We start from the raw sequence: 23,856 nt of genomic DNA, 5'->3' as shown, positions 1-23,856 counted from the left end.
CCTGTTCCGTCCTCAGCGGGCATCAACCGATCGGTGGATGCCCGAGTCCGTCGCTTCACGGCTACCGCTCGCGCTCTTCCGCGGGCACGCTGGGAACATGACAGACAGCGTGATCGAGGTGCGGGACCTCCGCAAGGACTATGGCGGGTTCGCCGCCGTCGACGGCATCAGCTTCGACATCGGCCGGGGCGAGACGTTCGCGCTGCTCGGCCCGAACGGTGCAGGAAAGTCGACGACCATCGAGATCCTCGAGGGATATCGACACCGCACGTCCGGCGAGGTGCGTGTGCTGGGCGTCGACCCGCAGCGCGGCGGGCTGGACTGGAAGGCACGCCTGGGCATCGTGCTGCAATCCACCGGCGAAGCGGGCAACTTCACCGTCCGTGAGCTGCTCACCGAGTTCGCCGGGTACTACCCCCACCCTCGCGACATCGACGAGGTGATCGCCGCGGTGGGCCTCGAGCAGAAGCAGCGCTCCCGCGCAGGGAAGCTCTCCGGCGGACAGCAGCGCCGCCTCGACGTCGCACTGGGGATCATCGGTCGACCCGAGATGCTATTCCTCGACGAACCGACCACGGGTTTCGATCCAGAGGCGCGCCGCCAGTTCTGGGATCTCATCCGCTCGCTCAAGGCGGAGGGAACCACCATCCTGCTGACCACCCATTACCTCGACGAAGCGGCTCAGCTCGGCGACCGCGCCGCGGTCATCACAGGGGGGCGGATCGCCGCGATCGGGCCGATCGACGAGATCGGCGGCCCGGACGCACGCACACCGCTGGTGCGCTGGCGGGATGCGACGGGCACGCGTCATGAGCAGCGCACCCCGACTCCTGGAGCGTTCGTCTCGGGGCTGCAGACGACGATCGGCGAACCCGACGCCCTGGAGGTCGTCCGCCCGACCCTCGAGGACATCTACCTCGGCCTGATCCGAGAGCACGATGCCGCATCCGCCGCGGACCCCACGGCAGACGACAGCCTCACCGACCTGAAGGAGCCGGCATGAGCACCATGACCGCACCGACGCGCTTCGGCCTCCCCCGCACGATCCGACTCGGCGTGCGTCGCATCGGCTTCGAGCTGCGACAGTACTTCCGTGCGGGAGATCAGGTCTTCTTCACGTTCCTGTTCCCCACCGTGATGTATCTGATCTTCGCGACCATCTTCACCGGCGACGTCGGCGAGGGCGCTGACAAGGTGAGCATGGCTACGTACTACCTCCCCGGACTCATCGCGGGCGGCATCTTCCTCTCGGGAGTGCAGGGCCTGTCGATCGAGATCGCAGTCGAGAAGAGCGACGGCACGCTGAAGCGCCTCGGAAGCACCCCGATCTCGCCCGCGACGTATTTCATCGGCAAGATCGGCGAGGTGTTCGTGACCGCGATCCTGCAGATGGCGCTGCTCCTCACCGTCGCGGTCGTGCTCTACAAGGTGCAGCTGCCCGCGGATGCAGAGTCGTGGGGCCTGTTCGCCTGGGTGTTCGTGCTCGGTCTGCTCTCGTGCACGCTGCTCGGCATCGCTCTGTCGGCGCTCCCCCGTTCGGGCAAGACCGCGTCGGCCGTGGTGATCCCGGTCGTGCTGCTGCTGCAGTTCATCTCGGGCGTCTACATCGCCTTCTCAGCCCTGCCCGAGTGGCTGCAGAACGTCGCCGCCGTGTTCCCGCTCAAGTGGATCGCTCAGGGGATGCGCGCGGCGATCCTGCCCGACTCGTTCAGAGTCGCAGAACCGGGAGGCGAATGGAACCTCGGTCTCGTCGCGATCATGCTGGCGATCTGGCTCATCGCAGGCTTCATCCTCAGCCGCGCGACCTTCCGCTGGATCCGACAGAGCGGATGACACCGACATCGCTGTCGCCCCGGCACACGGTTCGACGTCGTCGCGGCGTCGGGCCGTGCGTCGGGCTGTGCGTCGGGCCGTGCCGAACAGTGGAAGAGTGGTGCGCATGAGCCGCGTGATCCGCCGAGAGCGCCTGGGGTGGGACATCGCCGCGACCGCGCTGCTGCTCGCGGTGGCCGGCCTCTCCCTCACCCTCCCGCAGAACTTCCCCGGGTCACGCTGGGTGCTCGTCGCCATCACCGTCGGGGTCTTCCTCGTATACGCGTTCGGCGCCCGCGCCTATGTCGGGATTCATGAGGGCGTCGAGGATCCTGCGCCCGCTGTCTCGGCACTGCTGCAGGTCGCGATGATCTCGCTTCTCGCGGTGGGCGTGGCGATCGAGCCGAACATGCTGCTGCTGCAGACCCTGGTGCTGCCGCTCATCTGGATGACGTCACGATCGACCCTGCAGGCCGTGCTGGTCACGGTGGGCAACGGCGTCGTGCTCGGTCTCGCCTACGGCTACTGGGGCGACTTCACCGCCGATGCGCTCAGCACCGGTTTCCTCTCGTCCGGTCTGTCGACCGCGTTCAGCCTCGCTCTCGGCCTCTGGATCACGCGCATCGCCGAGTGGGGCGTCGAGCGCCAGAATCTCCTGGCGGATCTGACCGACGCACAGGCGGGCCTCGAGACGGCGAGCCGCGAAGCCGGCGCGATCGAGGAGCGCGCTCGTCTCGCTCGCGACGTCCATGACACGATCGCCCAGAGCCTCGCGAGCATCGTCATGCTCGCAGAGCGCGCGCGCCTCGACGGCTCGCCCGCGGCGATCGAGCTGATCGAGAGCGCAGCACGAGAGGCGCTCGTCGAAGCCAGGGCTCTCGTGGCCGTGACCTCGCCCGCGCCGTCCGCCGGCTCGCTCGGAGACGCGCTCCGCCGCCTCGGCGCCCGCTTCGCGAGGGAGACCGGCATGCGCGTGGATGTGTCGGCATCGGATGCTGTGCTGGCGCGAGACGTGCAGGTCGTCCTGCTGCGTTGCGCGCAAGAGGGCCTCGTGAACGTGCGCAAGCACTCCGGCGCCGCATCCACTCGGGTCACCCTCGCGATCACCGATTCCGCGGAGCTCCGCATCCGCGATGACGGCCGCGGACTCGGAGGAGTCTCGATCGACGATGACCGCGGATTCGGTCTTGCGGGGATGCGGGAGCGGGTCTCCCTCGTCGGCGGCACGTTGACCGTCGCAGACGGAACGCAGGCCGGCACAGACCTGACCGTGCGCATCCCGCTGCACGCCGAGGCCGCGACCGTGGCCGAGTCCACGACCGAGGCCGAGACCGAGGCCGAGGCCGAGAAGGAGACGACGCCATGATCCGGGTCATCGTCGCCGACGACCATCCGATCGTGCGGTCCGGCATCGTGGGACTCATCGCCCTTGATCCGGGGCTCGAAGTCGTCGGGCAGGCGGCGAACGGCGCGGAGGCGGTCGACCTGGCCGCTCGTCTGCGCCCGGATGTCGTGCTGATGGATCTCCGGATGCCCGGGACCTCCGGCATCGAGGCGACGTCGCGCATCGCTGCAGAGCTGCCCGAGGTGCGCGTTCTCGTGCTGACGACGTACGAGACCGACGACGACATCCTCGGTGCGATCGAGGCGGGGGCGAGCGGTTACCTCCTCAAGGCCGCCCCGCAGGAGGAGATCGTCGCGGGGATCCGCGCCGTCGCTGACGGCCATACGGTCCTCGCCCCGACGATCGCCGCCACGCTCGTCACGCGCATGCGGGGCGACCGACCGGGCAGACCTCAGCTGAGCCCGCGGGAACGCGAAGTGCTCCGCCTCGTCGCGGCGGGTCGCAGCAACCCGGAGATCGCTCGAGAGCTGTTCATCGGCGAGGCCACGGTGAAGACTCACCTGATCCACGTCTTCGAGAAGCTCGAGGTCTCCGACCGCACGCGTGCCGTGACGCGGGCGCTCGAACTCGGCCTGATCTAGACGACGACGGAGAACGCGAACGGCCCCCATCCCGAGGGATGAGGGCCGTTCGAATCAGCGATGCGGACTGTCTACGCGCGGACGAACTGCGTGGCTGCGGGGCAGTCGAAGGGATCAGCACCGGCGGCGAGGCCGACCCGGTTGAGGTACTCGATGACGATCGCGTACGAGCGCAGAAGGCTCGTCTCGGTGTAGGGCACGTCGTTCGAGACGCAGTAGTCGCGGACGATCTCGCGGGCCTTCGAGAGGTGCGGACGCGGCATGTTCGGGAACAGGTGGTGCTCCACCTGATAGTTGAGACCGCCCATGAGCCAGGTGGCCCACCATCCGCCGCGGATGTTGCGCGAGGTGCGCACCTGCTTCGAGAAGAAGTCGAGGCGGGCGTTCGGGTCGATGATCGGCATGCCCTTGTGGTTCGGGGCGAACGACGCCCCCATGTAGACGCCGAAGACGGCGAGCTGCACGCCCATGAAGGCGAATGCCATGCCGAGCGGGAGCATCAGGAAGACCGGGATCAGAACGATCGCGAACCGGAGGGCGATCAGCCCCAGCTCGATCCAACGGCCCTTGGCCTTCTTGCTGGTCACCAGGTGCTTGACGCCGAGATAGTGGAGGTTGAGCCCCTCGAGCGTCAGCAGCGGGAAGAACAGCCATCCCTGCTTGCGCGTGATCAGGCGGACGATGCCGCGCGACTGCGCCGCATCCGTCTCGAGGAACGAGATCGTGTCGACCTCGATGTCGGGGTCCTTTCCGACCTGGTTCGGGTTTCCGTGGTGCTTGGTGTGCTTGGAGTCCCACCACGAGTAGCTGATGCCGACGACGCCGGCGGCCAGGATGCGAGCGAGGCGGAAGTTCGCCGGGCCCGAGGTGAGGATCTGGCGGTGCGCCGCCTCATGGGCGAGGAACGCCACCTGGGTGAGGACGAGGCCGAGGCCAGCGGCGATCAGCAGCTGGAACCAGCTGTCGCCGAGCAGGATGAAGCCGGTGATGAGTCCTCCGAGGGCGACGGCGAGGCCGGCGGCGACGAAGATGTAGAACCATCCGGCGCGCCGGAGAAGCCCCGTCTCCCGGACGACCTGCGACACCTGCTTGTAAGCGTGCGTCATCGGGGGGATGTCTGCGTTTCCGGAATACGTCTGGCGTACCGGTCCGAGCGTGGCCGCGGTCTTTTCGACCTGTGAAATGGAGATGTTGCTCTCCCGTCGATTGGAGCCCTTGAGCTGTGATAAGCCCAAGGCAGATCGCCCAACGCTTAACTCAACCTAACCCCCCGCACATGCGCCGTGGGGAATACATCGGCACCCCTTGACGATTCACAGGTCCTGTGAATGAAACGGTCAGGCGCGGGCTCGCCGAGGGCGTCTTCTCAGCGCGCGTGGGAGCGCGAACGAGAAGGTGCGTGCGCGGCGTTTCGGGGCGCACGCGCCCTCGAGTGCCTCGCGCGCGTCGTCGAGAGAATCGAAGGCGCCGAGCTCGGTCCCGCGCTGATCACGGGCGAGGTGTGTGGTGCCGTCGAACTCGATGAAACCGGCGAATTCGCCTGATCGGGTCGCGACGTGCACGTCTGCGTCGGCCTGTTTCCAGGTCAACGGGTCAGAAGGAGGAAAAGTGGTCATGCTCATGGTCATACTCATTGCTGTGTGACGGGCACGCGATATCGCGACCCGCAAGATGTGAGATCAAGGGCGGATGCCGCGCGCATCGATGCACGTGGTCCGTAATGGCCCTGATCAGTGGCTCCGTGGACGGCCTAGATAGGGCCAGAACACACGGTGCTCCATCAGTCTAGCAGGTCGGCGTCGCCGACGCTCGATTCAGCTTTCGGCCGGGACCCACACACGCCGCGGGTGGCCCGACGACCCCGCCATGATCCAGGCCCCCTCGGGCTCGGGCCGTGCGTCATCGGCCGCATCCGCCGACGCCGAGTCCTCCGTCACAGCGTTCTCCGTGACAGTGTTCTCCGTGACGATCGGCACCTGCTCCCTCGGCTCCGCGCTCTCCCCCGCCGCCCACGCGTCGCGGATGATTCGCCGAGGGTCGTACTGCCGAGGATCCAACGCCGTCCAGTCCTGGCGGATGCTCGCCACACCGGACTCCTGCTCGGCTCGCCGCGCCGCGTCGCCTGCGAGCAGGGTGACACGGCGGACGAGTGCCCCGAGACGGCGCGCGTACTCGGGCAGCCGTCGAGGACCGATGATCACCGCCGCGATCAGCGCGACGAGGAACAGCTTCTCGATCGTGAGTCCGAACATCGTCATCCCTCCGTCGCGCCGGCGGTCATCGCAGCCGCGCTGCGGCGCGCTCTGCGGTCATGCAGCCAGGCGATGAGCAACGCCACCAGGAACAGCGCGGTCATGGGAACGGCGATCAGGAACATCGACAGCACATCGGCCGCCGGGGTCACGACCGCGCTGAACAGGACGATGGCGACGACGACGATGCGCCAGCTCCTCGCGATCGCGCCGGACGAGACGACGCCCAGCAGATTGAGCATCACGAGGAACACCGGAAGCACGAAGGCGATGCCCGTGGCGAGCACGATCTTGAGGATGAAGTCGACGTAGTACGACGCCTGCAGCAGGGTGCTGTCCTCGGCCGAGGCGAAGCTCGCCAGCAGTTCGACCATGTGAGGGAACAGGAGGAGACCCGTCAGGCAGCCGCCGGCGAACAGGGGGACGGATGCTCCGAGGAACCCGAACGTGTACCTCTTCTCCTTCGTGGTGAGGCCCGGGGCGAGGAACGCGAAGAGCTCGTACATCCACACGGGACTCGACAGAGCCACACCCGCGAAGAGTGCGATCTTGAGCTTGAGGTCGAACGCCCCGGTGATGCTGTCGTAGTTCAGGCTCGCATCGCGCGACGCGGCGAGCGCAGTGATGGGTGCCCGCACCACCTCGAGGATCTGGTCTGACAGGACATATCCGGCGGCCACCCCGACCAGGAGCGCTGCCGCCGCGCGGTACGAGCGCGTGCGCGCCTCCCGCAGGTGCGACGACAGCGGCATCCCGGTCGGAGCGGACGACGTGCTCGCCTCGACGGCGTCAGCGACGAGCGCGGACACGTTCTACTCCGCGGCCCGCAGGGCAGGCCTGACGACGTCGGCGGAATCGCGAGCATCCGCAGGGTCACCGACGCCCGATGCCGGATCCGCCCGCGCGTCACTCGAGGTCTCTGCGACCTCCGACTTGAGGATGCGCATGGACTGGCCGACGCTCCTGGCGAGGGCGGGGAGCTTCGCGGCGCCGAAGATGAGGACGACGATCGCGAGGATGATCAGGGCGTGCCACCCTGTGAGGTTCTGAAGCATGTCTTCCTTCTTTCTCGTATGAGGTGCGTGGTTCGTGATCAGTCGGACGGCGGCTCACCACCGCCGCCTGGGCCGCCCTCGCCGCCCGACGGGGCGGAGCCCGCGCTCGGCGTCGTGGTCGTGTCGACGCCCACCACGAGCGACGCGGAGTACCCGCTGCCGGCGTCACCGGTGACCGTGGCCAGTTGAAGGGCCCCGGAGTCGTCGCCGAAGACGTTGTCGGAGGAGAGGCTCGTCTGCGCGAGGTTCTGCGAGGACCCCGGGTACCGCGAGTCGGCGTAGACGGTGGCGCAGACGTCTTCCGGCAGCGCCAGTTGGGAGGTGGCGATGGCGTTGGCCGAGTCCGTGATCGAGTTGACATCCGGATAGACCTCGAAGTGGATGTGCGGCCAGCGGCCCGAGTAGCATCCGGGGAAGATCGACGTGAACGAGACCTTGCCGTCGGCATCCGCGACCTGCACTCCGCGGAGGTAGGTGACGTCCTCGAGGCCCGAGGAGTACATCGAGTACTCGCCCTCGGCCGTGCAGTGCCACGCGTAGACCGCGACTCCCTCGAACGGGACGCTGCCGTTCGCGAGATCCACGACCTGCAGCTCGAAGGTCAGGGGCATGCCGTCTGCGGTCGCCGACCCGTCGATCGAGGTCGTGATGTCCTGACGCACGATGCCGGACTCCTCGAGGACATCCGGCCCGTTCGAGCCGTCGCCGGGGTATGGCCCTGCGGTCTCATCCGGGATCTCGCCCGTCGCTGTCGTGGCCGTCGATCCGGACGAGCCACCCGTGTCGGTCGTCGCCGTCGAGTCGCTCGTGCTCGACGTGCTGCTCTGCGACGGCGCGCATGCGGCGAGGACCAGCGCACCCACCCCGAGCCCGGCGAGTCCGAGCACGCCGCGGCGGGTCACCAGCGTGCGGATGTCGAAGGCGGCGCCCTGATCGACGACCTCCTCGTCGGCGCGGTCGAGCAGTCGCCCCTCGTAGGTCGGGCCCTCAGGGGTCTGGACGGGTTCGGGGATGCGGCTCATGATCGTGCTCCTCTCGGTGTGGATGGGTGTCGATGTACCCATGGTCACGGAGGGCCCGATCAGCGAGCTATGTCTCGTCTATGCGAAGACTATGACTCCCGGCGGACGGGCGGGTGCAGGACGAGCACGACGACGATCACGACGAGGACGGCGGCCGTGATCGCCACCGGGATCGGCAGGATCGGGTCGAGCAGCACCACCGCCGCACCGAGCGGGATGACCGTGTTCACGACACTGTCGGCGTGCTCGCGGATCGCGATCCACCAGATGCCGAGCAGGAACAGCGCGATGGGGATGGCCACCGTGAGAGAACCGACGGCGTGCGGGAGATGACTCTCGCCGGTCAGGACGTCGAGCTCGACCTCGATTCCGGCCGAGAACGCGGCGGCCGCGGCGAAGACGAAATAGTGCGAGTACCCGTAACGGAGCGATCGCCCGAACGTCGTGATCGCCTTGTGATGCGGCGGCCAGAAGTAGATCCACCACAGCGAGGCGGTCACCACCAGGGTCAGCACGGAGATCGAGATGAGCGGCACGAAGGAGTCGAGCTCGTTCCTCGCATCGATGATCGCGTTGGCGGAGGCGAGGAGGCTCTCGCCGAGCACGATGAGCGTGAAGAGACCGTAGCGCTCCGTGATGTGATGCGGATGCCAGGGCGTCTGCCTGCGGTGCTCGGCGAACACCGGCACGCTGATCTCGACGAGCGCGAAGACGACGAAGGCCACGATCTGGAAAGGCCCCGACGGGATGAAGAGGAACAGCACCCACAGCGCCTGCACACCGGCGATGCCGAACGCGTACCGACGGGTCGCGGCCTTCAGCTCTCCCGCACCACGAGACGCGCGCAGCCATTGCCCGATCATCGCGAGACGCATCACGATGTAGCCGATCACCGGCAGCGTGAAGTCACCGCGCTCGAACGCCGCGGGGATCCCGGCCGCCAGCACGAGGACTCCGCCCATCTGCACGATCGTCGTGACGCGGTAGAGCCAGTCGTCGGTGTCGAATGATGTGGCGAACCACGTGAAGTTCATCCACGCCCACCACACCGCGAAGAACACCAGCGCATAGGAGGTGATGCCGTGGACGAAGTCGCCGTGGCTCAGCGCATGGTGCAGCTGGGCCGAGGCGATGCTCACCGCGACGACGAAGACGAGATCGAAGAACAGCTCGAGCGTGCTTGCGGTGCGATGGGGTTGCGCCGGATCCCTGGGCAGCATGCGGCTGAGATGGAATCGGGTCGCTGAGGTGGTCGTCACGCGGTCAGAATATCGGCGCCGCTCGCCCCGGAGCGCATGTACTGGAATAAAGGTTGATCCACTCGCGTGAATTACCTTCCGCTGAACGTCCGGTTCCGCTAGAGTGAACGAAGTCTGCAGTGCCTGCTGCCAGCACCACCGTGTGGGACGGTGACCGCAACTCGTGATTTGGGATCACGGATGCAGCAGGACCCGAGGGGTCGGGACGCAGACGATGCCATGGACGTGGGGTCCGTGGTCTGGGGAATATCTGGGGAAAACTATGGCGCACTGGGGAATTTTGCGTACATTCACGGCTCAAGGGGCCTCGGCATGACTTCCGTCGAGGATGCTCTGAGCATCACCCGCACGGGTACGGTCTTCACGCCGGTCGCTGCTCCGCGAGCCGCCAAGTCGGTCACGCGCACGGTGGTCACACCTCGCGTGTCCGCAACGCTGGAGCGACGCCGTCAGTGGGAGCGGCGGTATCGGATGCGACTGCGGATCACGGATGCCGGGGTCATCCTGTTCGCAGTCGGAATCACAGCAGCGGTCCAGGTGATGACCGGTGTCGCAGGGGAAGAGGCCCTGCGAACCGGCACTCTGCTGGGCACGCTCTGGTATCTGATGCTCGGCGCGCTGCACACCCGTGACGCAGCGCTGTTCCGCGCCAGCGCCACCGAGTACCGCGGTGTGGCACACGCCAGCGGGCTGGCGTTCGGGATCATCGCCATGCTCAGCGTCGTGCTCGGTTGGCAGACGACGCAGCTCGTGCTGCTCGTCGGCCTGCCGCTCGGTGTTCTCACGCTGCTCGTCACCCGCTGGGCGTGGCGGCACTGGCTGACGGCGCAGCGTGCGCGAGGGCGTTTCGCCTCGCGCACGCTCGTCGTCGGCAACCGCGACGACGTCGAGTACGTCATCCGCACCCTGCACCCGATCGGCGCCTCCGGGTATCAGGTCGTCGGCGCGACGCTGCTCGACGGCAACGCACGCGACGTCGAAGCCCGCGGCGCACAGTTCCCGGTGCTCGGCAACGTCAACTCGGTCTCGACCGTGGCCGCCGAGCTGGGCGCGGACACGATCATCGTCGCGAGCCGTCCCGACGGCGAGCCCGATTTCGTGAAGCACCTCAGCTGGCAGCTCGAGGGCACCGCAGCAGAACTCGTGCTCTCCAGCCGCCTCACCGACGTCGCCGGTCCGCGCATCTCCTTCGCACCGGTCGAGGGGCTTCCGCTCATCCAGGTGCAGATCCCCTCGTACGAGGGCGGTCAGCACGTGCTCAAGCGTGCACTCGACATCGCCGTCGCATCCGTCGCGCTCATCCCGATCGCACTGATCACGCCGATCCTCGCCCTGCTCGTGAAGCTCGACTCGCCGGGGCCCCTGTTCTTCTCTCAGGAGCGCGTCGGCCGAGATGGCCGCACCTTCCAGATCATGAAGTTCCGCTCGATGAAGACCGATGCCGAGCAGCAGCTCGCGACGCTCAAAGAGCAGAACGAGGGCGCCGGCCTGCTGTTCAAGATGAAGGACGACCCGCGTGTCACCCGAGTCGGCCGGATCCTGCGCAAGCTGTCGCTCGACGAGCTGCCGCAGTTCTGGAACGTCCTCATCGGAGACATGAGCGTCGTGGGTCCGCGCCCGCCGCTTCCTTCCGAGGTCACCGCCTACGACGGCACCGTGTTCCGTCGTCTCTACATCAAGCCGGGCATCACGGGTCTGTGGCAGGTCTCCGGCCGCAGCGACCTCTCGTGGGACGAGAGCGTTCGTCTCGACCTGCGCTACGTCGAGAACTGGTCGGTCATGAACGACCTGCAGATCATGTGGCGCACTGCCAAGGTCATGGTGCGGCCCAGCGGGGCATACTAGTCACAGAACACTGTGGTTCGGTCCGCCGGGGAGGCGGATGCAGAACCGTGACGCAGTGAAGTGGGTGCGGAAGCACCCGACATGAGGGGAAAATCACCGTGCCATCAACCGTCCGGATACTTGGCACCCATGGCGTTCCCGCCGCCTACGGCGGCTTCGAGACGGCCGCCGAGAACGTCGGCCTGTACCTGCGCGAGCAGGGGTGGAACGTCATCGTCTACTGTCAGATCCCCGGGGAGGGGCCGACGACGGTGGATGAATGGAACGGCCTGCAGCGCGTTCTGATCCACGAGCCCCGCGAGGGCTGGAAGGGGACCTCGGCGTTCGACCTGACCTCCATCCGTCACGCGATGCGAGCGCACTCGGATGGCGATGTCTGGCTCACCTTCGGCTACAACACCGGCGTGTTCGACGTGATCCCCCGGCTTCGCCGGATCCCCAATGTCATCAACATGGACGGCATGGAGTGGACCCGCAAGCGGTGGGGGGTCGTGAAACAGGGGATCCTGCTCGCCAACGAACGCCTGGCCGGCCTCGTGGGAGACGTGCTGATCGCAGACCACCCGGTGATCGCGACGTACCTGCGTCGGCACTTCGGGAAGAAGCGGGTGCAGACGATCACCTACGGCGCGCACGAGGTCACCGAGGCGCCGACGGGCCCCGTCGAGGCGCTTGGCCTCGTCCCCGATCAGTACGCGACGATCGTCTGCCGCCCGATCCCCGAGAACTCGGTGCTCGAGATCGTGAAGGCGTGGTCGTCCGCGAAACGCGGCATGCCGCTCGTGGTCGTGGGTCCCTACGGAGATGATGATCCATACCATCTCGCCGTGCGCGCCGCAGCCTCCGATGAGGTCCTGTTCCCGGGGGCGATCTTCGAACCCGAGCGTCTGCAGTCGCTCCGCTTCCACTCCGCTCTCTACCTGCACGGGCACACGGTGGGCGGCACCAACCCGTCACTGGTCGAGGCGATGGCCGCGGGCAACGCCGTGATCGCCCATGACAATCCCTACAACACCTGGGTCGCCGGACCCGACAACGCCTACTTCACCGGAACCGACGATCTCGCCGGCCTGCTCGACGATGTGCTCTCCGATGACAGCAGAAGGCGGCGCATGGGTGCCGCCAGCCGTGACCGTTTCCACGCTGAGTTCACGTGGACCAAGATCGGCTCCGAGTATGAACACGCTCTTCGCACCGCGCTCGCGCGTCGCGGGCACGTACAGCAGCAGACAGGGGTAAACGCATGATCGATGTCGCAGTGGTCGGACTCGGGAAGATGGGGCTGTCTCATCTTTCGATGATCAAGGCCCACCCCGACGTGAATCTGGTGGGGGTGTGCGACGCCACCGGGTATCTGCTCGACATCCTGGCCAAGTACACCGGGGTCAAGCCCTACAAGGACCTCGACAAGATGCTCGACGAGGCCCGCCCGCAGGCCATCATCATCGCGACGCCGACGCATCTGCACGCCGGGATGATCCGGAACGCACTCGAGCGCGGCATCCACGTCTTCTGCGAGAAGCCGCTCGTGATCGATCCGGCCGACAGCATCGAGCTCACCGCGCTCGCCGAGCAGAAGGGACTCGTCACGCAGGTCGGTTATCACAACCGCTTCGTCGGTGCTTTCAGCGAGGTCAAGCGCCTGCTCGACCTCGACGCCATCGGCACCGTCAACACGGCCCTCGCCGAGGCGTACGGCCCCGTCGTGCTGAAGCCCGCCGGGCGCACCTGGCGCAGCGAGCGCGCGACCGGGGGCGGCTGCCTCTACGATTACGCGGCCCATCCGCTGAACCTCCTCACCTGGTATCTCGGCACGCCGGACTCGGTGAGCGGAAGCCAGTTGACGAGCATCTTCTCGGCGCAGATCGACGATGCGGTCGCGAGCACGCTGCACTACCCGAACGGCACGGCGCAGATCATCTCGAACTGGTCCGACGAGTCGCAGCGCAAGATGACGACCAAGATCACCCTCTGGGGAACGAACGGGCGGATCTACGCCGACCGGCAGGAGATTCACGTCTACCTGCGCGACACCGCGACCATCCCCGACGGATATCGCGTCGGCTGGAACGTGCGGTACACGACCGACCTGACGGAAGCGCCCTGGTTCTATCTTCGGGGCGAGGAGTACAGCGCTCAGCTCGACTCGTTCGTGCAGCGCGCTCAGGCGGGCGCGTCCGCCGGGCTCAACGACTTCGCCTCAGCGGCGGTCACCGACAGGGTGATCTCGATGATCAGCGAAGATGCTCTGCGCGACGGTTCACGGCTCACCGCCGACGCCGCGTCCGATCTTGCAGTGAACACGGCACCGAAGGGGCGCATCGCGGCAGCACTGACCGCACTGCGCGGAGGGAAATGACCATGACGACACCCACGCGAACCATGGACCGGCTTCTGTTCGGTGACAACCAGTTCTTCGGCGTCAATCACATGTCCGAAGAGAAGGCCCGCGCTCAGCAGATGCGGTTCCAGGACACCGGTGCGATCATGGGGGTGCTCGATGCCGCGTACGACGAGGGCGTTCACACGTTCATGTGCACCACGCATGATCGCATCTCGGAGGTGACCGACCACGTCCGCGCACATCCGGACCGTTATGCGGACATGACGTTCTTCCCGTGCATGCCGTATGCGCACAAGTACGCGAACGCTGTGACGGAAGACGGGTTCCTCGGCGCGATCCGCAAGTTCCTCCCCGAGGAAGGGCTGCTCGACAGCATCGCGCGCGGCACGTCGTCGCTCGCTCGCAAGGACATCGAAGGCGTGACGACCCTGCTCATCGACGCCGAGATGAAGATGTTCGAGGGGCTCGACACCCCCGTCATCTGGCTGCAGAACGTGGTCGTCGATCTGCTGTCGGGTCTGGGCTTCACCGACGCCTTCCGGATCTTCGCCGACCACGTGCGCAAGCGCTACAACGCGGAGCCCGGTTTCATCACCATGAACCTCCCTCGATTGCTCGATGACCTCGACAAGGCCGGCGTCGAGAACCCGATCGTGTGCTCCAACATCAACAAGCTGGGGTTCCGCATGTCCGGCGGAGTCGAGGCGTACCGTGACGCCATGGAGAAGCGCCAGTTCCGTGCCGTCGCGATGTCGGTGTATGCGAGTGGCGCGATCCCGCCTCGCGAAGCCATCGAATGGGTGACCTCGCTGCCGAACCTCGAGTCGATCGTCTTCGGCGCATCCAGCCGTGCGAACATCGCATCGACGGTGAGCCTGGTCGACGAGTACTGGCCTCAGCGCTGACATGCCGAAGGGTGACCCGAACGTCGTCCTGATCGCCAACCCCGGCTCCGACCTCTACGGCTCGGATCGGATGGTTCTCGAGACCGTCCGCGCGCTCGTCGGCGCGGGGCGGAGGGTCGTGGTGACCGTGCCCATGGCAGGGCCCCTCGTGCCGCTGCTCGAGGAAGCCGGAGCCGAGGTCGTCGAGTGCGCGACGCCGATCGTCCGCAAGGGCCTGCTGAACGCACGGGGACTCGTGGAGCTGGTCGTGACGACGATCAAGGCCGTCGGCCCCGGGCTCAGACTCATCCGACGCGTCGACCCCGGCGCGGTGATCGTGAACACCATCACTCCCCCGCTGTGGATCCTCCTCGGCCGCATCAGCCGACGCCGCACGGTCTGTCACGTGCACGAGGGCGAGGGCTCCGTCGCCGGCATCGTGCGCCGCGCCCTGTACCTGCCGCTCGTGTTCAGCGATCGCGTCATCGCGAACAGCGACTTCACGCGTCGCGTCCTGGCGTCCTCCGCTCCTCGGGTCCGCGACAGGACGATCGTGGTGCACAACGCGGTCCCCGGTCCAGGTGAGGTCGTTCCACCGCGAATCGCGCTCACCGCCCCGACGCGCCTCCTCTACGTCGGTCGACTGTCACATCGCAAGGGCGTGCATGTGGCGGTCGATGCGCTCGACGCGCTCGTCCGCGAGGATCGCGACGTTCGTCTCGACGTGGTCGGCGCTGTCTTCCCCGGCAACGAGGCATACCTCGATGAGCTTCGCGCCCAGGTCGCCCGCTGCGGACTCGAGGATCGGGTGTCCTTCCTGGGATTCAAGTCGTCGGTGTGGGACGACCTCGCGCGCAGCGACATCGCCGTGATCACCTCCCTGGTCGACGAGACGTTCGGCAACACCGCCGTCGAGGCCGCTCTCGCCGCGCGTCCTGCGGTGGTGAGTAAGGTCGGTGGTCTGCCGGAAGCAGTGAGTTCGTCGCAGAGCGCGACGCTCGTGGCCCCCGGCGACGCTGCTGCGCTCGCGGCGGCGATCGCTGCCAAGATCGACGATTGGCCCTCGCAGGCAACGCTCGCCGTATCGGATTCCTCGGCAGTCGCGGACGCGTTCTCGGTCGATCGGTACACCGACGGGATCCTCGCCGCACTTCCTCGCTGAAGGTCTAGCGAGATCTATCCACAGGACTCTTGTCCCCCATCCAGTGGACATGATACGATCGCGCTCACTGGGGATAGCGTCATTTGGGGATGACGCAAGCCGATCGACTCGTTCTGAACGGGCCGACATCGGCAACCCTGATTGGGGAATCTGGGGAATCGACAATCATGGTGATTGCGCGTACAAGCATGTCCATCGCGGCCCTCGCGCTCTGCGTGAGCCTGGTCGCCTGCAGCGGCACTGGGGAGCCGTCGAGCGGAGCGGATCCGACGGTCACATCGTCGGCGACTCCCGCTCCTGAACCGTCCGCGAGCTCCGCGCCGTCGGCGAACTCGGGAGCGACCACCCCCGACGAGCCTGTCGCGAAGATCGAGCGTGCGGGGCACTCGGATGCACCGACCGTGAAGGCGGATCCGGCGGACACCTCGGATGCCGTGTCCTACGACGACGGCGTCAGCGTCCGCATCGACGACGTGTCGTTCGGCAAGGAGACGTCGCAGGGACCAGGGAGCTTTCCGGGCCGCGAATACGCCCGACTGACGATCACGATCGACAACGGCTCCTCCGACTCGATCGACCTCGGCACGTCGGTGCTCACGGTGCTCGATGCGAGCGGCGCGACCGCGGTGCGCGTCTACGCCGCCGAAGCGGAGGTCACCGACTTCGCCGGCACGGTGGCCGCAGGCAAGAGCGCCACCGCGACCTACGCCTTCGCGCTGACCGTGGATGCGCGCGACGAGGTCACCGTGGTCGTCGACTTCGACGGCGACCATACATCCGCCGTCTTCCGCGGAGGGCTCGACTGACATGTCCACGCTGAGCCCGTCCGCGACCACCGATTCCGACCGCTTCTCGACACGAGGAACCTCCATGACACGCACCGCTCGCGGAGCAGACCGTCTCCGTCGCGTGATCGCCACGATCGCCACCGCCGCGACAGCCCTCGCCGCGATCGCATTCATCGCTCTGCCCACCGAGCCAGCGTCCGCCGACACACCAGGACAGCCCAACACCGTCACCGCTGACGTCCTGCCCACCTGGCAGATCAACGGTGTCGTGTGGAGTCAGGTCGTGGCCGGGAACACGGTGTACGTCACGGGCAGCTTCACGAAGGCACGCCCGCCGGGGGTCGCCGTCGGCGGACCGGGCGAGATCGACGCGAACAACGTGTTCGCGTTCGACATCACCACGGGAAACCCCGTTCCGAACTTCAGCCACTCCTTCGACGCTCAGGGACTCGTCGTACGAGTCACCCCCGACGGCAAGACGGTCTACTTCGGCGGCGACTTCACGGCCGTCGACGGTCAGGCGCGCGCGCACGTCGCGGCCTTCGACGTCGCCACCGGCGCGATGCTCGACTGGGCGCCCCGCACGGACGGACAGGTGAGAGGTTTCGCCTTCGCGGGCGACACTGTCTACGTGGGCGGCAACTTCCGCTCCAGCGGCGGTCAGCCGCGCAGCGAGCTGGCGGCCTGGAACACCACCTCCAAGACGATCACGTCGTGGGCTCCGTCTGCGGCCGGCGACGGATTCGTGTGGGACATGCTGATGTCGCCCGACTCCTCCCGCGTCATCATCGGCGGCTCGTTCACCACTCTCAACGGGGCACCCGCATACGGCATGGCCTCTGTCGACACCGCGACCGGGGCCGCACTCCCCTGGGCCGCCACCGACAAGATCAAGACCGCCGGGCTCAACGGTGCGATCTCGAGCCTCAGCACCGACGGCACGCAGGTCTACGGCACCGGGTACGCGTTCGGTGCAGGAGCATCTTTCGAGGGGACCTTCGCGGCTGACCCCTACACCGGCCAGATCAACTGGCTCAACGACTGCCTCGGTGACACGTATGCGAGCTTCCCGCAGGGCGGTGTGCTCTACTCCGTCTCGCACAAGCACGACTGCAGCGTCGTCGGCGCCTTCGGCGACACCAACCCGCGCTCGCGCTGGGTGAAGGCGATCGCCGAGAGCACCACGCCCACGGGTGGCGTGATCACCAAGAAGGACGCCTACGGGTGGGACTTCACCGGTCTTCCCTACACGGAGCAGCTCAACTGGTACCCCGATCTCGAGTTCGGCACCTACACGAGCGCGCGTCAAGCCGCATGGTCGGTCACCGGAAACGCGAACTACGTCGTTCTCGGCGGCGAGTTCCCGAAGGTGAACAACGTGGCGCAGCAGGGCCTCGTCCGCTTCGGCAAGACGAACGTCTCGCCGCACGCCGTCGCCCCGGTCTACAACGCCGGCCTCACCCCCGCGCCGTACTCGAACGAGTCCGGAGTGGTGAGGGTCCCGTTCACCAGCGTCTGGGATCGCGACAACGCCACGATCACGTACGACGTGTTCCGCAGCCCCTCCGTCAAGATCGCGACCTTCACCCGCACCGACGGCCGGTTCTGGAACCTGCCGAGCCTGAGCATCACCGACAGCGGCCAGACGCCGGGAGCGCAGGTGCGCTACCAGGTCAGGGCCAAGGATGCCGACGGCAACGTGCAGTGGAGCGCCTGGTCGCCCTATGTGACCGTGTCGAGCACGCCGACCGCCACGTACCGCGCAGCAGTGAGGGCAAACGGTGCCAGCCACCTCTGGCGCCTCGACGAGACGACCGGAACGCGACTGTACGACGACGTGGGGAACGCACCCGGTACGGCCACGAGCCTCACGCTCGGCTCGTCGGGCGCACTGCTCAACGACTCCAACGCGGCGATCACCTCTGCCGGGGGAAGCACGCCCAAGATGACGACGCAGGATGTCAGCACCGCGACGCCGGCCGCGACGGTCGAGGCGTGGGTGAAGACCACCAACACGAGGGGCGGGCGGATCGTCGGCTTCGGCGACTCCGCCACGGGCACGTCGACGTCGGGGATCACCGACCGAGTGCTCTACCTCGACAACTCGGGACGCGCGAACTTCGCGATCAACGACGGCTCCTACCGCACGATCTTCAGCCGCACCGCGGTGAACGACGGCAACTGGCACCACATCGTGGGCACCGTGGGCGCCGAGGGCATGCAGCTCTTCGTCGACGGCAAGCGCGTGGATCGCGATCAGGCACGCACCTCGCCGAGGATCTACGACGGCTACTGGCGCATCGGCGCAGACCAGACGAACGGCTTCACCAACAAGCCGACCAACGCCGGTCTCGCGGGCACGATCGACGATGTGGCGGTGTACCCGTCCGCCCTGACTCCGGCCGACATCCAGTCGCACTACCTCGCGAGCGGGCGTTCGGCCGCGTGGACCGCAGCTCCGACCGATGTCTACGGCGCCGCGGTGTCGACGGACAAGCCGGATCTCTACTGGCGTCTCAACGAGACGGCGGCAGGCACCATCGTCGACTCCGCCTCCGGCGGGACGACGGGCAACCTCGCCGGCACCGTGACCCGCGGGCAGACGTCCGCGATCGGGACCGGAACCGCGACCACCTTCAACGGCACGACCGCGCTCGTGGTCGCGCAGGAGCCCTGGACGGCGCCGACCACCTACAGCGCAGAGCTGTGGTTCAAGACGACGAGCAACAAGGGCGGCACGCTGATCGGATTCGGCAACGCCACGAGCGGGCTCAGCACCCAGTACGACAGACACGTCATCATGCAGAGCGACGGAAAGGTGCAGTTCGGAAGCGGTCAGCCGCAGACGACCCTGGTCACCCCCACCGCCTACAACGACGGCCAATGGCACCACGTGGTCGCCACTCAGGGCGCCGACGGGATGAGGCTGTGGCTCGATACGCAGCTCGTCGGCAGCAACTCGATGGCGGGTTCGGAGAACTACCGCGGATACTGGCGCATCGGCGCGGACAGGACGTGGGGCAGCACGTCCAGCAACTACATCGCCGGAACACTCGACGAGGTCGCCGTGTACCCCTCGGTGCTCTCGGAGCAGCGGGTTCGCGATCACTTCGCAGCGAGCGGCCGCACCGTTCCCGGGCGTGCACCGGTGGCGGCATTCACCTCGGTGGCCGACAAACTGAAGATCGACGTCGACGCGAGCACGTCGACCGATGCCGACGGAGGGCCGCTCGCCTACGCGTGGGACTTCGGTGACGGCACGGTCGCGACGGGGGCGACGGCGTCGCACGTCTACACCGCCGGGGGCACCTACACGATCACGCTGAAGGTGACGGACAGCACCTCGCTCGTCAACACCCTCACCCGGTCGGTCACGGTCGCCCCTAACCAGGCTCCCACCGCGGCGATCAGCGCCACCACGGATCACCTCGACGTCGCGCTCGACGGATCGGCATCGTCCGACCCCGACGGCACGATCGCGTCGTACGAGTGGGACTTCGGTGACGGCACGACCGGCACCGGCGCCACCACGACCCACACCTACGCGACGGCGGGCGACTTCACCGTGACTCTCACGGTGAAGGACGACAACGGCGCCACTGCCACCAAGACGCGGGCCGTCACGACGACGCTGGCGCCGAACCAGGATCCGACGGCGGCGTTCACGACCGCGGCGAACCTGCTCGCAGTGACCGTGGATGCCACGACATCGACGGACCCTGACGGGACCATCGACGTCTACGCCTGGGACTTCGGTGACGGCGGCACCGGATCCGGAGCGACGGCGTCCCACACCTATGCGAGCGCCGGCACCTACACCGTGAAGCTCACGGTGTCGGACAACCGAGGTGGCACGGCGACCGTGACGCATGACGTCACCGTGGCGCCGAACCAGGCACCCTCTGCGGCCTTCACCACCTCGGTGGCGAACCTCGCTGTGGCTGTCGACGGCTCGGGCTCAGCGGATGCGGACGGAACCGTCGAGTCCTACGCCTGGGACTTCGGCGACGGCGGCACCGCTTCGGGTGCGACGTCGTCCCACACCTACGCAGCCGGGGGCACCTACACCGTGACCCTGACGGTGACGGACGATCGGGGGGCGACAGCCACCACGACGAAGTCGGTCACCGTCGCGGCACCGCAGGTGTGGGCGCAGGATGCCTTCACCCGGACGGGCACCAACGGATGGGGCACCGCGACCACCACCGGCGGCGCGTGGACCATGTTCCCGACCAGCGCGACGGCACTGAGCAAGTTCGCCGTCAACGGCACCGGCGGAACCGTCACCCTGTCGGCGGGGAACAACTACTCGGCCTCGCTCGCCGGCTCGACGCCGTCGACGAACACCGAGGAACGGTTCACGGTGGCCTTCAACCAGCCGTCCACTGGTGGCGGGTTCTACTTCTCCGCTCTCGGACGACAGATCGACACTGCCAACGACTACCGGGCGAAGTTCCGCGTGGCGTCGAACGGCGTCGTGTCCCTCTGGCTGACGAAGACGATCGCCGGGGTCGAGACGGTCCTCTCGTCGACGACCGTCCCCGGTCTGACGATCACGAGCGCCGACCAGCTGAGCGTCAAGTTCCAGGTGACGGGCACCAACCCGACGACCCTCAAGGCGAAGGTCTGGCGCACCGCCACCACAGAACCGACAGCGTGGACCCTTTCGACGACCGATGCCACGGCCTCGCTGCAGGCCCCCGGCTACGTGGGCGTGAACAGCTACCTGTCGTCCAGCGCGACGGCCGTGCCTGTCGTCTACACGTACGACGACTTCTGGGCAGGACCCGCACAGTAGTCAGTCATCCGTGACACGAAGGGCCGAGGCGATCACCGCCTCGGCCCTTCTGGGTTGATGACACGCCCTCACCGAAGGTCGGGAGTCGCGATGAGGGGGCACCGGGCCCCGATCAGGGGAACCGGATCGCGATCAGGGGAACCGGGCCCCGATCGTGGGTGTCGTCGATCCGAGGATCGTCGCCACGATCGCCGGAAGACCTCTGGCGGGGGCCGTCACACCCGCGAGCAGCCTTCCCGAGGCATCCGTCGCCTTCCTGCCCTCGACCGCGGTGGAGTTCGCGTCCTGCCCTGTCGTCGTCCGGTAATCCGCCCACGTCGTGAACACATACGGGTTCACATTGGCCGTGCCACGCGACCAGATGACGAACCAAGTGGGCGCCGCAGCGCTGTTCCGCTGCACCACATTTCCGTCCGAGCGGATGTTGAGGTCGGCCGGGGTGTACCGGTGCGTGTAGTCCTCGACGCACACCGTGCAGTTTCCGGCGCTCTCACCGATGACGTTGTTCCCCATCGAGATGTCGCGGATCAGCCACGGCATCGTCGAATCCGGGAACGGGCGCCGAGCGTTGTGTCCCGGGACGGACGAATCCGTGGAGCTGCGGCTGTCCTGCACGATGTTCACAGCCCGGTCACCGCCGATGATCGTGTTGTTCCACAGGTTCACGCCGCCGGTGTTGTTGATCTTGACGCCGTTGCCCGCGTTCCGAAGGACGAGGTTGTTGACGAAATCGATCTTCTGGGACAACTCGAGGAAAGCGCCGGCACCCCTGTTCTCGACGAGGTCGGATCCTGTGATGCGAACGTCGTAGACCGATTGATCGAGCCACACCCCTGGGCCGTCGTTGCGCAGCAGGGCGGAATCGCTCACGGTGACTCCCCGCGACTTCGCGATCTTCACGCCGCCGGACACGGGCGATGTGTTGAAGTGCTCGGCGTTGTTCTCGACGGCGAGGAGGTCATCGATCGTCAGCGCGTCAGCGTAGTTGGCGCCGAGCCCCATCAGGCCGTTGCGAGCCAGCGTCACATCGCGCACCGTCGTGTTCGAGGCGCCGACGAAGAGTCCGGTCGACGCCGTGTCGTAGATCACGACGTTCTCGATCGTCGCCTTCGGCGCTTCGACGGTGACGGCGCCCATCATCCAGACGGACGTCGCGTAGTTGCGGACGCCGATGCCTCGGACGACCGCGCCTTCCCCGCGCAGCGAAAGCGCCTTGGTAAGAGTCGACGCGCGCACCGTACGGCCTGCAGGGTCGCTCCCGAGATAGAGCCGGTCGTTCGCCACGTCGGTGAAGAAGGTGCCCGGCTTCAGTGCCGCCAGCGAAGAGACCTCGGCCTGAGCGGCGCCGTCGATCCAGACCTGCTCGGGGTGCGCGGCCATGGGATACGCCGCGTTCAGCCACCGCCAGCCGGGTTCTGTTCCGTCGGCCTCGCCCTTGGTGAAGGACGGCGTCGAATCGAAGTCGTACTTCCAGTCCGCGCTGAACCAGCGACCGCTGGAAGCCTGCCAGTTCTTCAGGGTCGAGGCGCCGTCGAACCAGACTGCCTCACCCGGATAGGACTGGATCGTGATCTTCTTGCCCGCGGGGATCACGACCGTCTCGTGATACGAGCCCGCGCGAAGCACGAGCGTCGAACCTGAAGGCGCCCGGTCGACCGCGGCCTGGACCGTGGCGAAGGGGGCCGCGGAGGTACCCGAGCCGGCCGCTGTGCCGTTCGGGCTGACGAAGAGCGCTCCAGCGGGAACCGGATACTTCGTGGTTCCGACGAGCGCCGATCCCGCGCCCGTCCTCGCGCCGGCGACGTTCCAGACCGGGGCCGCTCCGGCCGCACCGGCGGGAGCCGTCGGTGTCGTCGGAGTCGTGGGAGTCGTCGGCGTCGTCGGAGTCGTCGGAGTCGTCGGAGTCGTCGGCGGAGCAGGCGTCGTCGTCGCCTTCGCGGTGACGGTGAGGTCATCGAAGAGAGCTGCCAGCGCGGGTGTGCTCCGCGAGACATAGAGCCGCACCCCCACGCGCCCCTGGGCCGCGAGGCGCTTCGCCGAGCGATCGGTGACAGAGAGCTTCCACGTGGTCGGCTTCGTTCCTGCCGCGGTCACCCGTGCATCGACCGTGACTGCGGTCGTCCCAGCGAGGCGGGTCTCGAGGACGAACGGGACGCCGGCCTTCACACGGAGCTCGGGAACCCACGCGTGGCCGAGGCTCGTCTGCACCCCCGCGTTCACGCGGAGCGTCTCGAGAAGCACCACGCCCTTCGGATCCACGCGGACCTGCGTCTGATAGAAGCCGTCGGCCGTGAGTCGCGACTGCAGGCTCACGTACACACCCGAACCGGACTTCGGCAGCTGCGGAAGCGTGAAGACCGTCGACTGAGTGGAGTCGCGGACGGAGAGACCGACCGGTCGCGCGGTCACGGTGGCACCCGGCGCGGCGGCGGACAGCTTCGCCTTGCCGTTCGCGACCGAGATCGAGGTCAGCGGTGAGGCGTCGTACGTTCGGCCGTCGGGCGCGGTCCCCAGGCCCTTGGCGACGGTGCGCGTCATCGAGTCTTGGATGAGGACCACGCCTGAGCTCTCTGCGGCCGCGGCGGGGGCCACGGAGGCGAAGGGAAGGAGTAGTGCGGATAAAGCTGCGATCAGGGGGAGGGAGTTTTT

General features: G+C 67.2%; 19 protein-coding genes. 11 read left to right on the top strand and 8 right to left on the bottom strand.

The window, feature by feature from the left end; all coding sequences use genetic code 11:
* Window positions 1-97 precede the first annotated feature (97 nt).
* From AC04ME_RS04120 to AC04ME_RS04105, 4 genes are all read left to right on the top strand, one after another.
* The gene (locus AC04ME_RS04120; protein WP_475433689.1) at window positions 98-1,003 is read left to right on the top strand and encodes an ABC transporter ATP-binding protein; all 906 of its coding nucleotides are present in this window, start codon (window positions 98-100) and stop codon (window positions 1,001-1,003) included.
* Complete coding sequence (locus AC04ME_RS04115; RefSeq protein ID WP_309693743.1) at window positions 1,000-1,833, top strand: ABC transporter permease; 834 nt, start codon at window positions 1,000-1,002, stop codon at window positions 1,831-1,833. The genes AC04ME_RS04120 and AC04ME_RS04115 overlap by 4 nt, the downstream gene beginning before the upstream one ends.
* A gap of 106 nt (window positions 1,834-1,939) precedes the next feature.
* Window positions 1,940-3,178, top strand: a complete 1,239-nt coding sequence (locus tag AC04ME_RS04110) for a sensor histidine kinase (RefSeq protein WP_475433688.1) — start codon at window positions 1,940-1,942, stop codon at window positions 3,176-3,178.
* On the top strand, window positions 3,175-3,798 hold the full coding sequence (locus AC04ME_RS04105; protein WP_309693734.1) for a response regulator: 624 nt from the start codon (window positions 3,175-3,177) through the stop codon (window positions 3,796-3,798). Before AC04ME_RS04110 ends, AC04ME_RS04105 begins: the two co-directional genes overlap by 4 nt.
* A gap of 71 nt (window positions 3,799-3,869) precedes the next feature.
* On the opposite strand, the gene AC04ME_RS04100 is transcribed toward AC04ME_RS04105, so the two are convergent.
* The 7 genes from AC04ME_RS04100 to AC04ME_RS04070 form a co-directional block, all read right to left on the bottom strand.
* Window positions 3,870-4,988, bottom strand: a complete 1,119-nt coding sequence (locus AC04ME_RS04100) for a fatty acid desaturase family protein (RefSeq protein WP_042537176.1) — start codon at window positions 4,986-4,988, stop codon at window positions 3,870-3,872.
* A 147-nt stretch (window positions 4,989-5,135) separates the two neighbouring features.
* The gene (locus tag AC04ME_RS04095) at window positions 5,136-5,420 is read right to left on the bottom strand and encodes a hypothetical protein (protein ID WP_311879854.1); all 285 of its coding nucleotides are present in this window, start codon (window positions 5,418-5,420) and stop codon (window positions 5,136-5,138) included.
* Between the two features lie 192 nt (window positions 5,421-5,612).
* A complete protein-coding gene (locus AC04ME_RS04090) occupies window positions 5,613-6,050 on the bottom strand; it encodes a Sec-independent protein translocase subunit TatA/TatB (RefSeq protein WP_475433687.1) in 438 nt (145 codons plus the stop codon).
* A gap of 2 nt (window positions 6,051-6,052) precedes the next feature.
* On the bottom strand, window positions 6,053-6,859 hold the full coding sequence (tatC, locus tag AC04ME_RS04085) for a twin-arginine translocase subunit TatC (RefSeq protein ID WP_475433686.1): 807 nt from the start codon (window positions 6,857-6,859) through the stop codon (window positions 6,053-6,055).
* A gap of 3 nt (window positions 6,860-6,862) precedes the next feature.
* Complete coding sequence (tatA, locus tag AC04ME_RS04080; RefSeq protein ID WP_367822498.1) at window positions 6,863-7,105, bottom strand: twin-arginine translocase TatA/TatE family subunit; 243 nt, start codon at window positions 7,103-7,105, stop codon at window positions 6,863-6,865.
* Window positions 7,106-7,143: 38 nt separating this feature from the next.
* Window positions 7,144-8,127 carry an intradiol ring-cleavage dioxygenase gene (locus tag AC04ME_RS04075; protein ID WP_475433685.1) on the bottom strand — a complete coding sequence of 328 codons (984 nt, stop codon included), beginning with the start codon at window positions 8,125-8,127 and terminating at the stop codon, window positions 7,144-7,146.
* Window positions 8,128-8,216: 89 nt separating this feature from the next.
* A complete protein-coding gene (locus AC04ME_RS04070) occupies window positions 8,217-9,347 on the bottom strand; it encodes a low temperature requirement protein A (RefSeq protein ID WP_079113896.1) in 1,131 nt (376 codons plus the stop codon).
* Between the two features lie 351 nt (window positions 9,348-9,698).
* Here AC04ME_RS04070 and AC04ME_RS04065 point away from each other — a divergent pair, with 351 nt between their 5' ends.
* From AC04ME_RS04065 to AC04ME_RS04035, 7 genes are all read left to right on the top strand, one after another.
* The gene (locus AC04ME_RS04065; protein WP_042536941.1) at window positions 9,699-11,231 is read left to right on the top strand and encodes a sugar transferase; all 1,533 of its coding nucleotides are present in this window, start codon (window positions 9,699-9,701) and stop codon (window positions 11,229-11,231) included.
* A gap of 98 nt (window positions 11,232-11,329) precedes the next feature.
* On the top strand, window positions 11,330-12,478 hold the full coding sequence (locus tag AC04ME_RS04060) for a DUF1972 domain-containing protein (protein ID WP_042536939.1): 1,149 nt from the start codon (window positions 11,330-11,332) through the stop codon (window positions 12,476-12,478).
* Window positions 12,475-13,590, top strand: a complete 1,116-nt coding sequence (locus AC04ME_RS04055; protein ID WP_042536937.1) for a Gfo/Idh/MocA family protein — start codon at window positions 12,475-12,477, stop codon at window positions 13,588-13,590. The genes AC04ME_RS04060 and AC04ME_RS04055 overlap by 4 nt, the downstream gene beginning before the upstream one ends.
* Window positions 13,591-13,592: 2 nt before the next feature.
* Window positions 13,593-14,480: a hypothetical protein gene (locus tag AC04ME_RS04050; RefSeq protein WP_197065936.1), complete on the top strand. Its 888-nt coding sequence runs from the start codon at window positions 13,593-13,595 to the stop codon at window positions 14,478-14,480.
* Between the two features lies 1 nt (window position 14,481).
* Complete coding sequence (locus AC04ME_RS04045) at window positions 14,482-15,621, top strand: glycosyltransferase (protein WP_311879870.1); 1,140 nt, start codon at window positions 14,482-14,484, stop codon at window positions 15,619-15,621.
* 188 nt (window positions 15,622-15,809) lie between these two features.
* A complete protein-coding gene (locus tag AC04ME_RS04040; RefSeq protein WP_475433684.1) occupies window positions 15,810-16,427 on the top strand; it encodes a hypothetical protein in 618 nt (205 codons plus the stop codon).
* Window positions 16,428-16,491: 64 nt separating this feature from the next.
* Window positions 16,492-21,207 carry a PKD domain-containing protein gene (locus AC04ME_RS04035; RefSeq protein ID WP_475433683.1) on the top strand — a complete coding sequence of 1,572 codons (4,716 nt, stop codon included), beginning with the start codon at window positions 16,492-16,494 and terminating at the stop codon, window positions 21,205-21,207.
* A 132-nt stretch (window positions 21,208-21,339) separates the two neighbouring features.
* Here AC04ME_RS04035 and AC04ME_RS04030 read toward each other — a convergent pair whose 3' ends face one another.
* Window positions 21,340-23,745, bottom strand: a complete 2,406-nt coding sequence (locus tag AC04ME_RS04030) for a right-handed parallel beta-helix repeat-containing protein (RefSeq protein ID WP_475433682.1) — start codon at window positions 23,743-23,745, stop codon at window positions 21,340-21,342.
* Between the last annotated feature and the right edge of the window lie 111 nt (window positions 23,746-23,856).

It is taken from the genome of Microbacterium sp. LjRoot205, from assembly GCF_056175745.1.
This window is presented reverse-complemented; position numbering and strand designations above follow the sequence as displayed.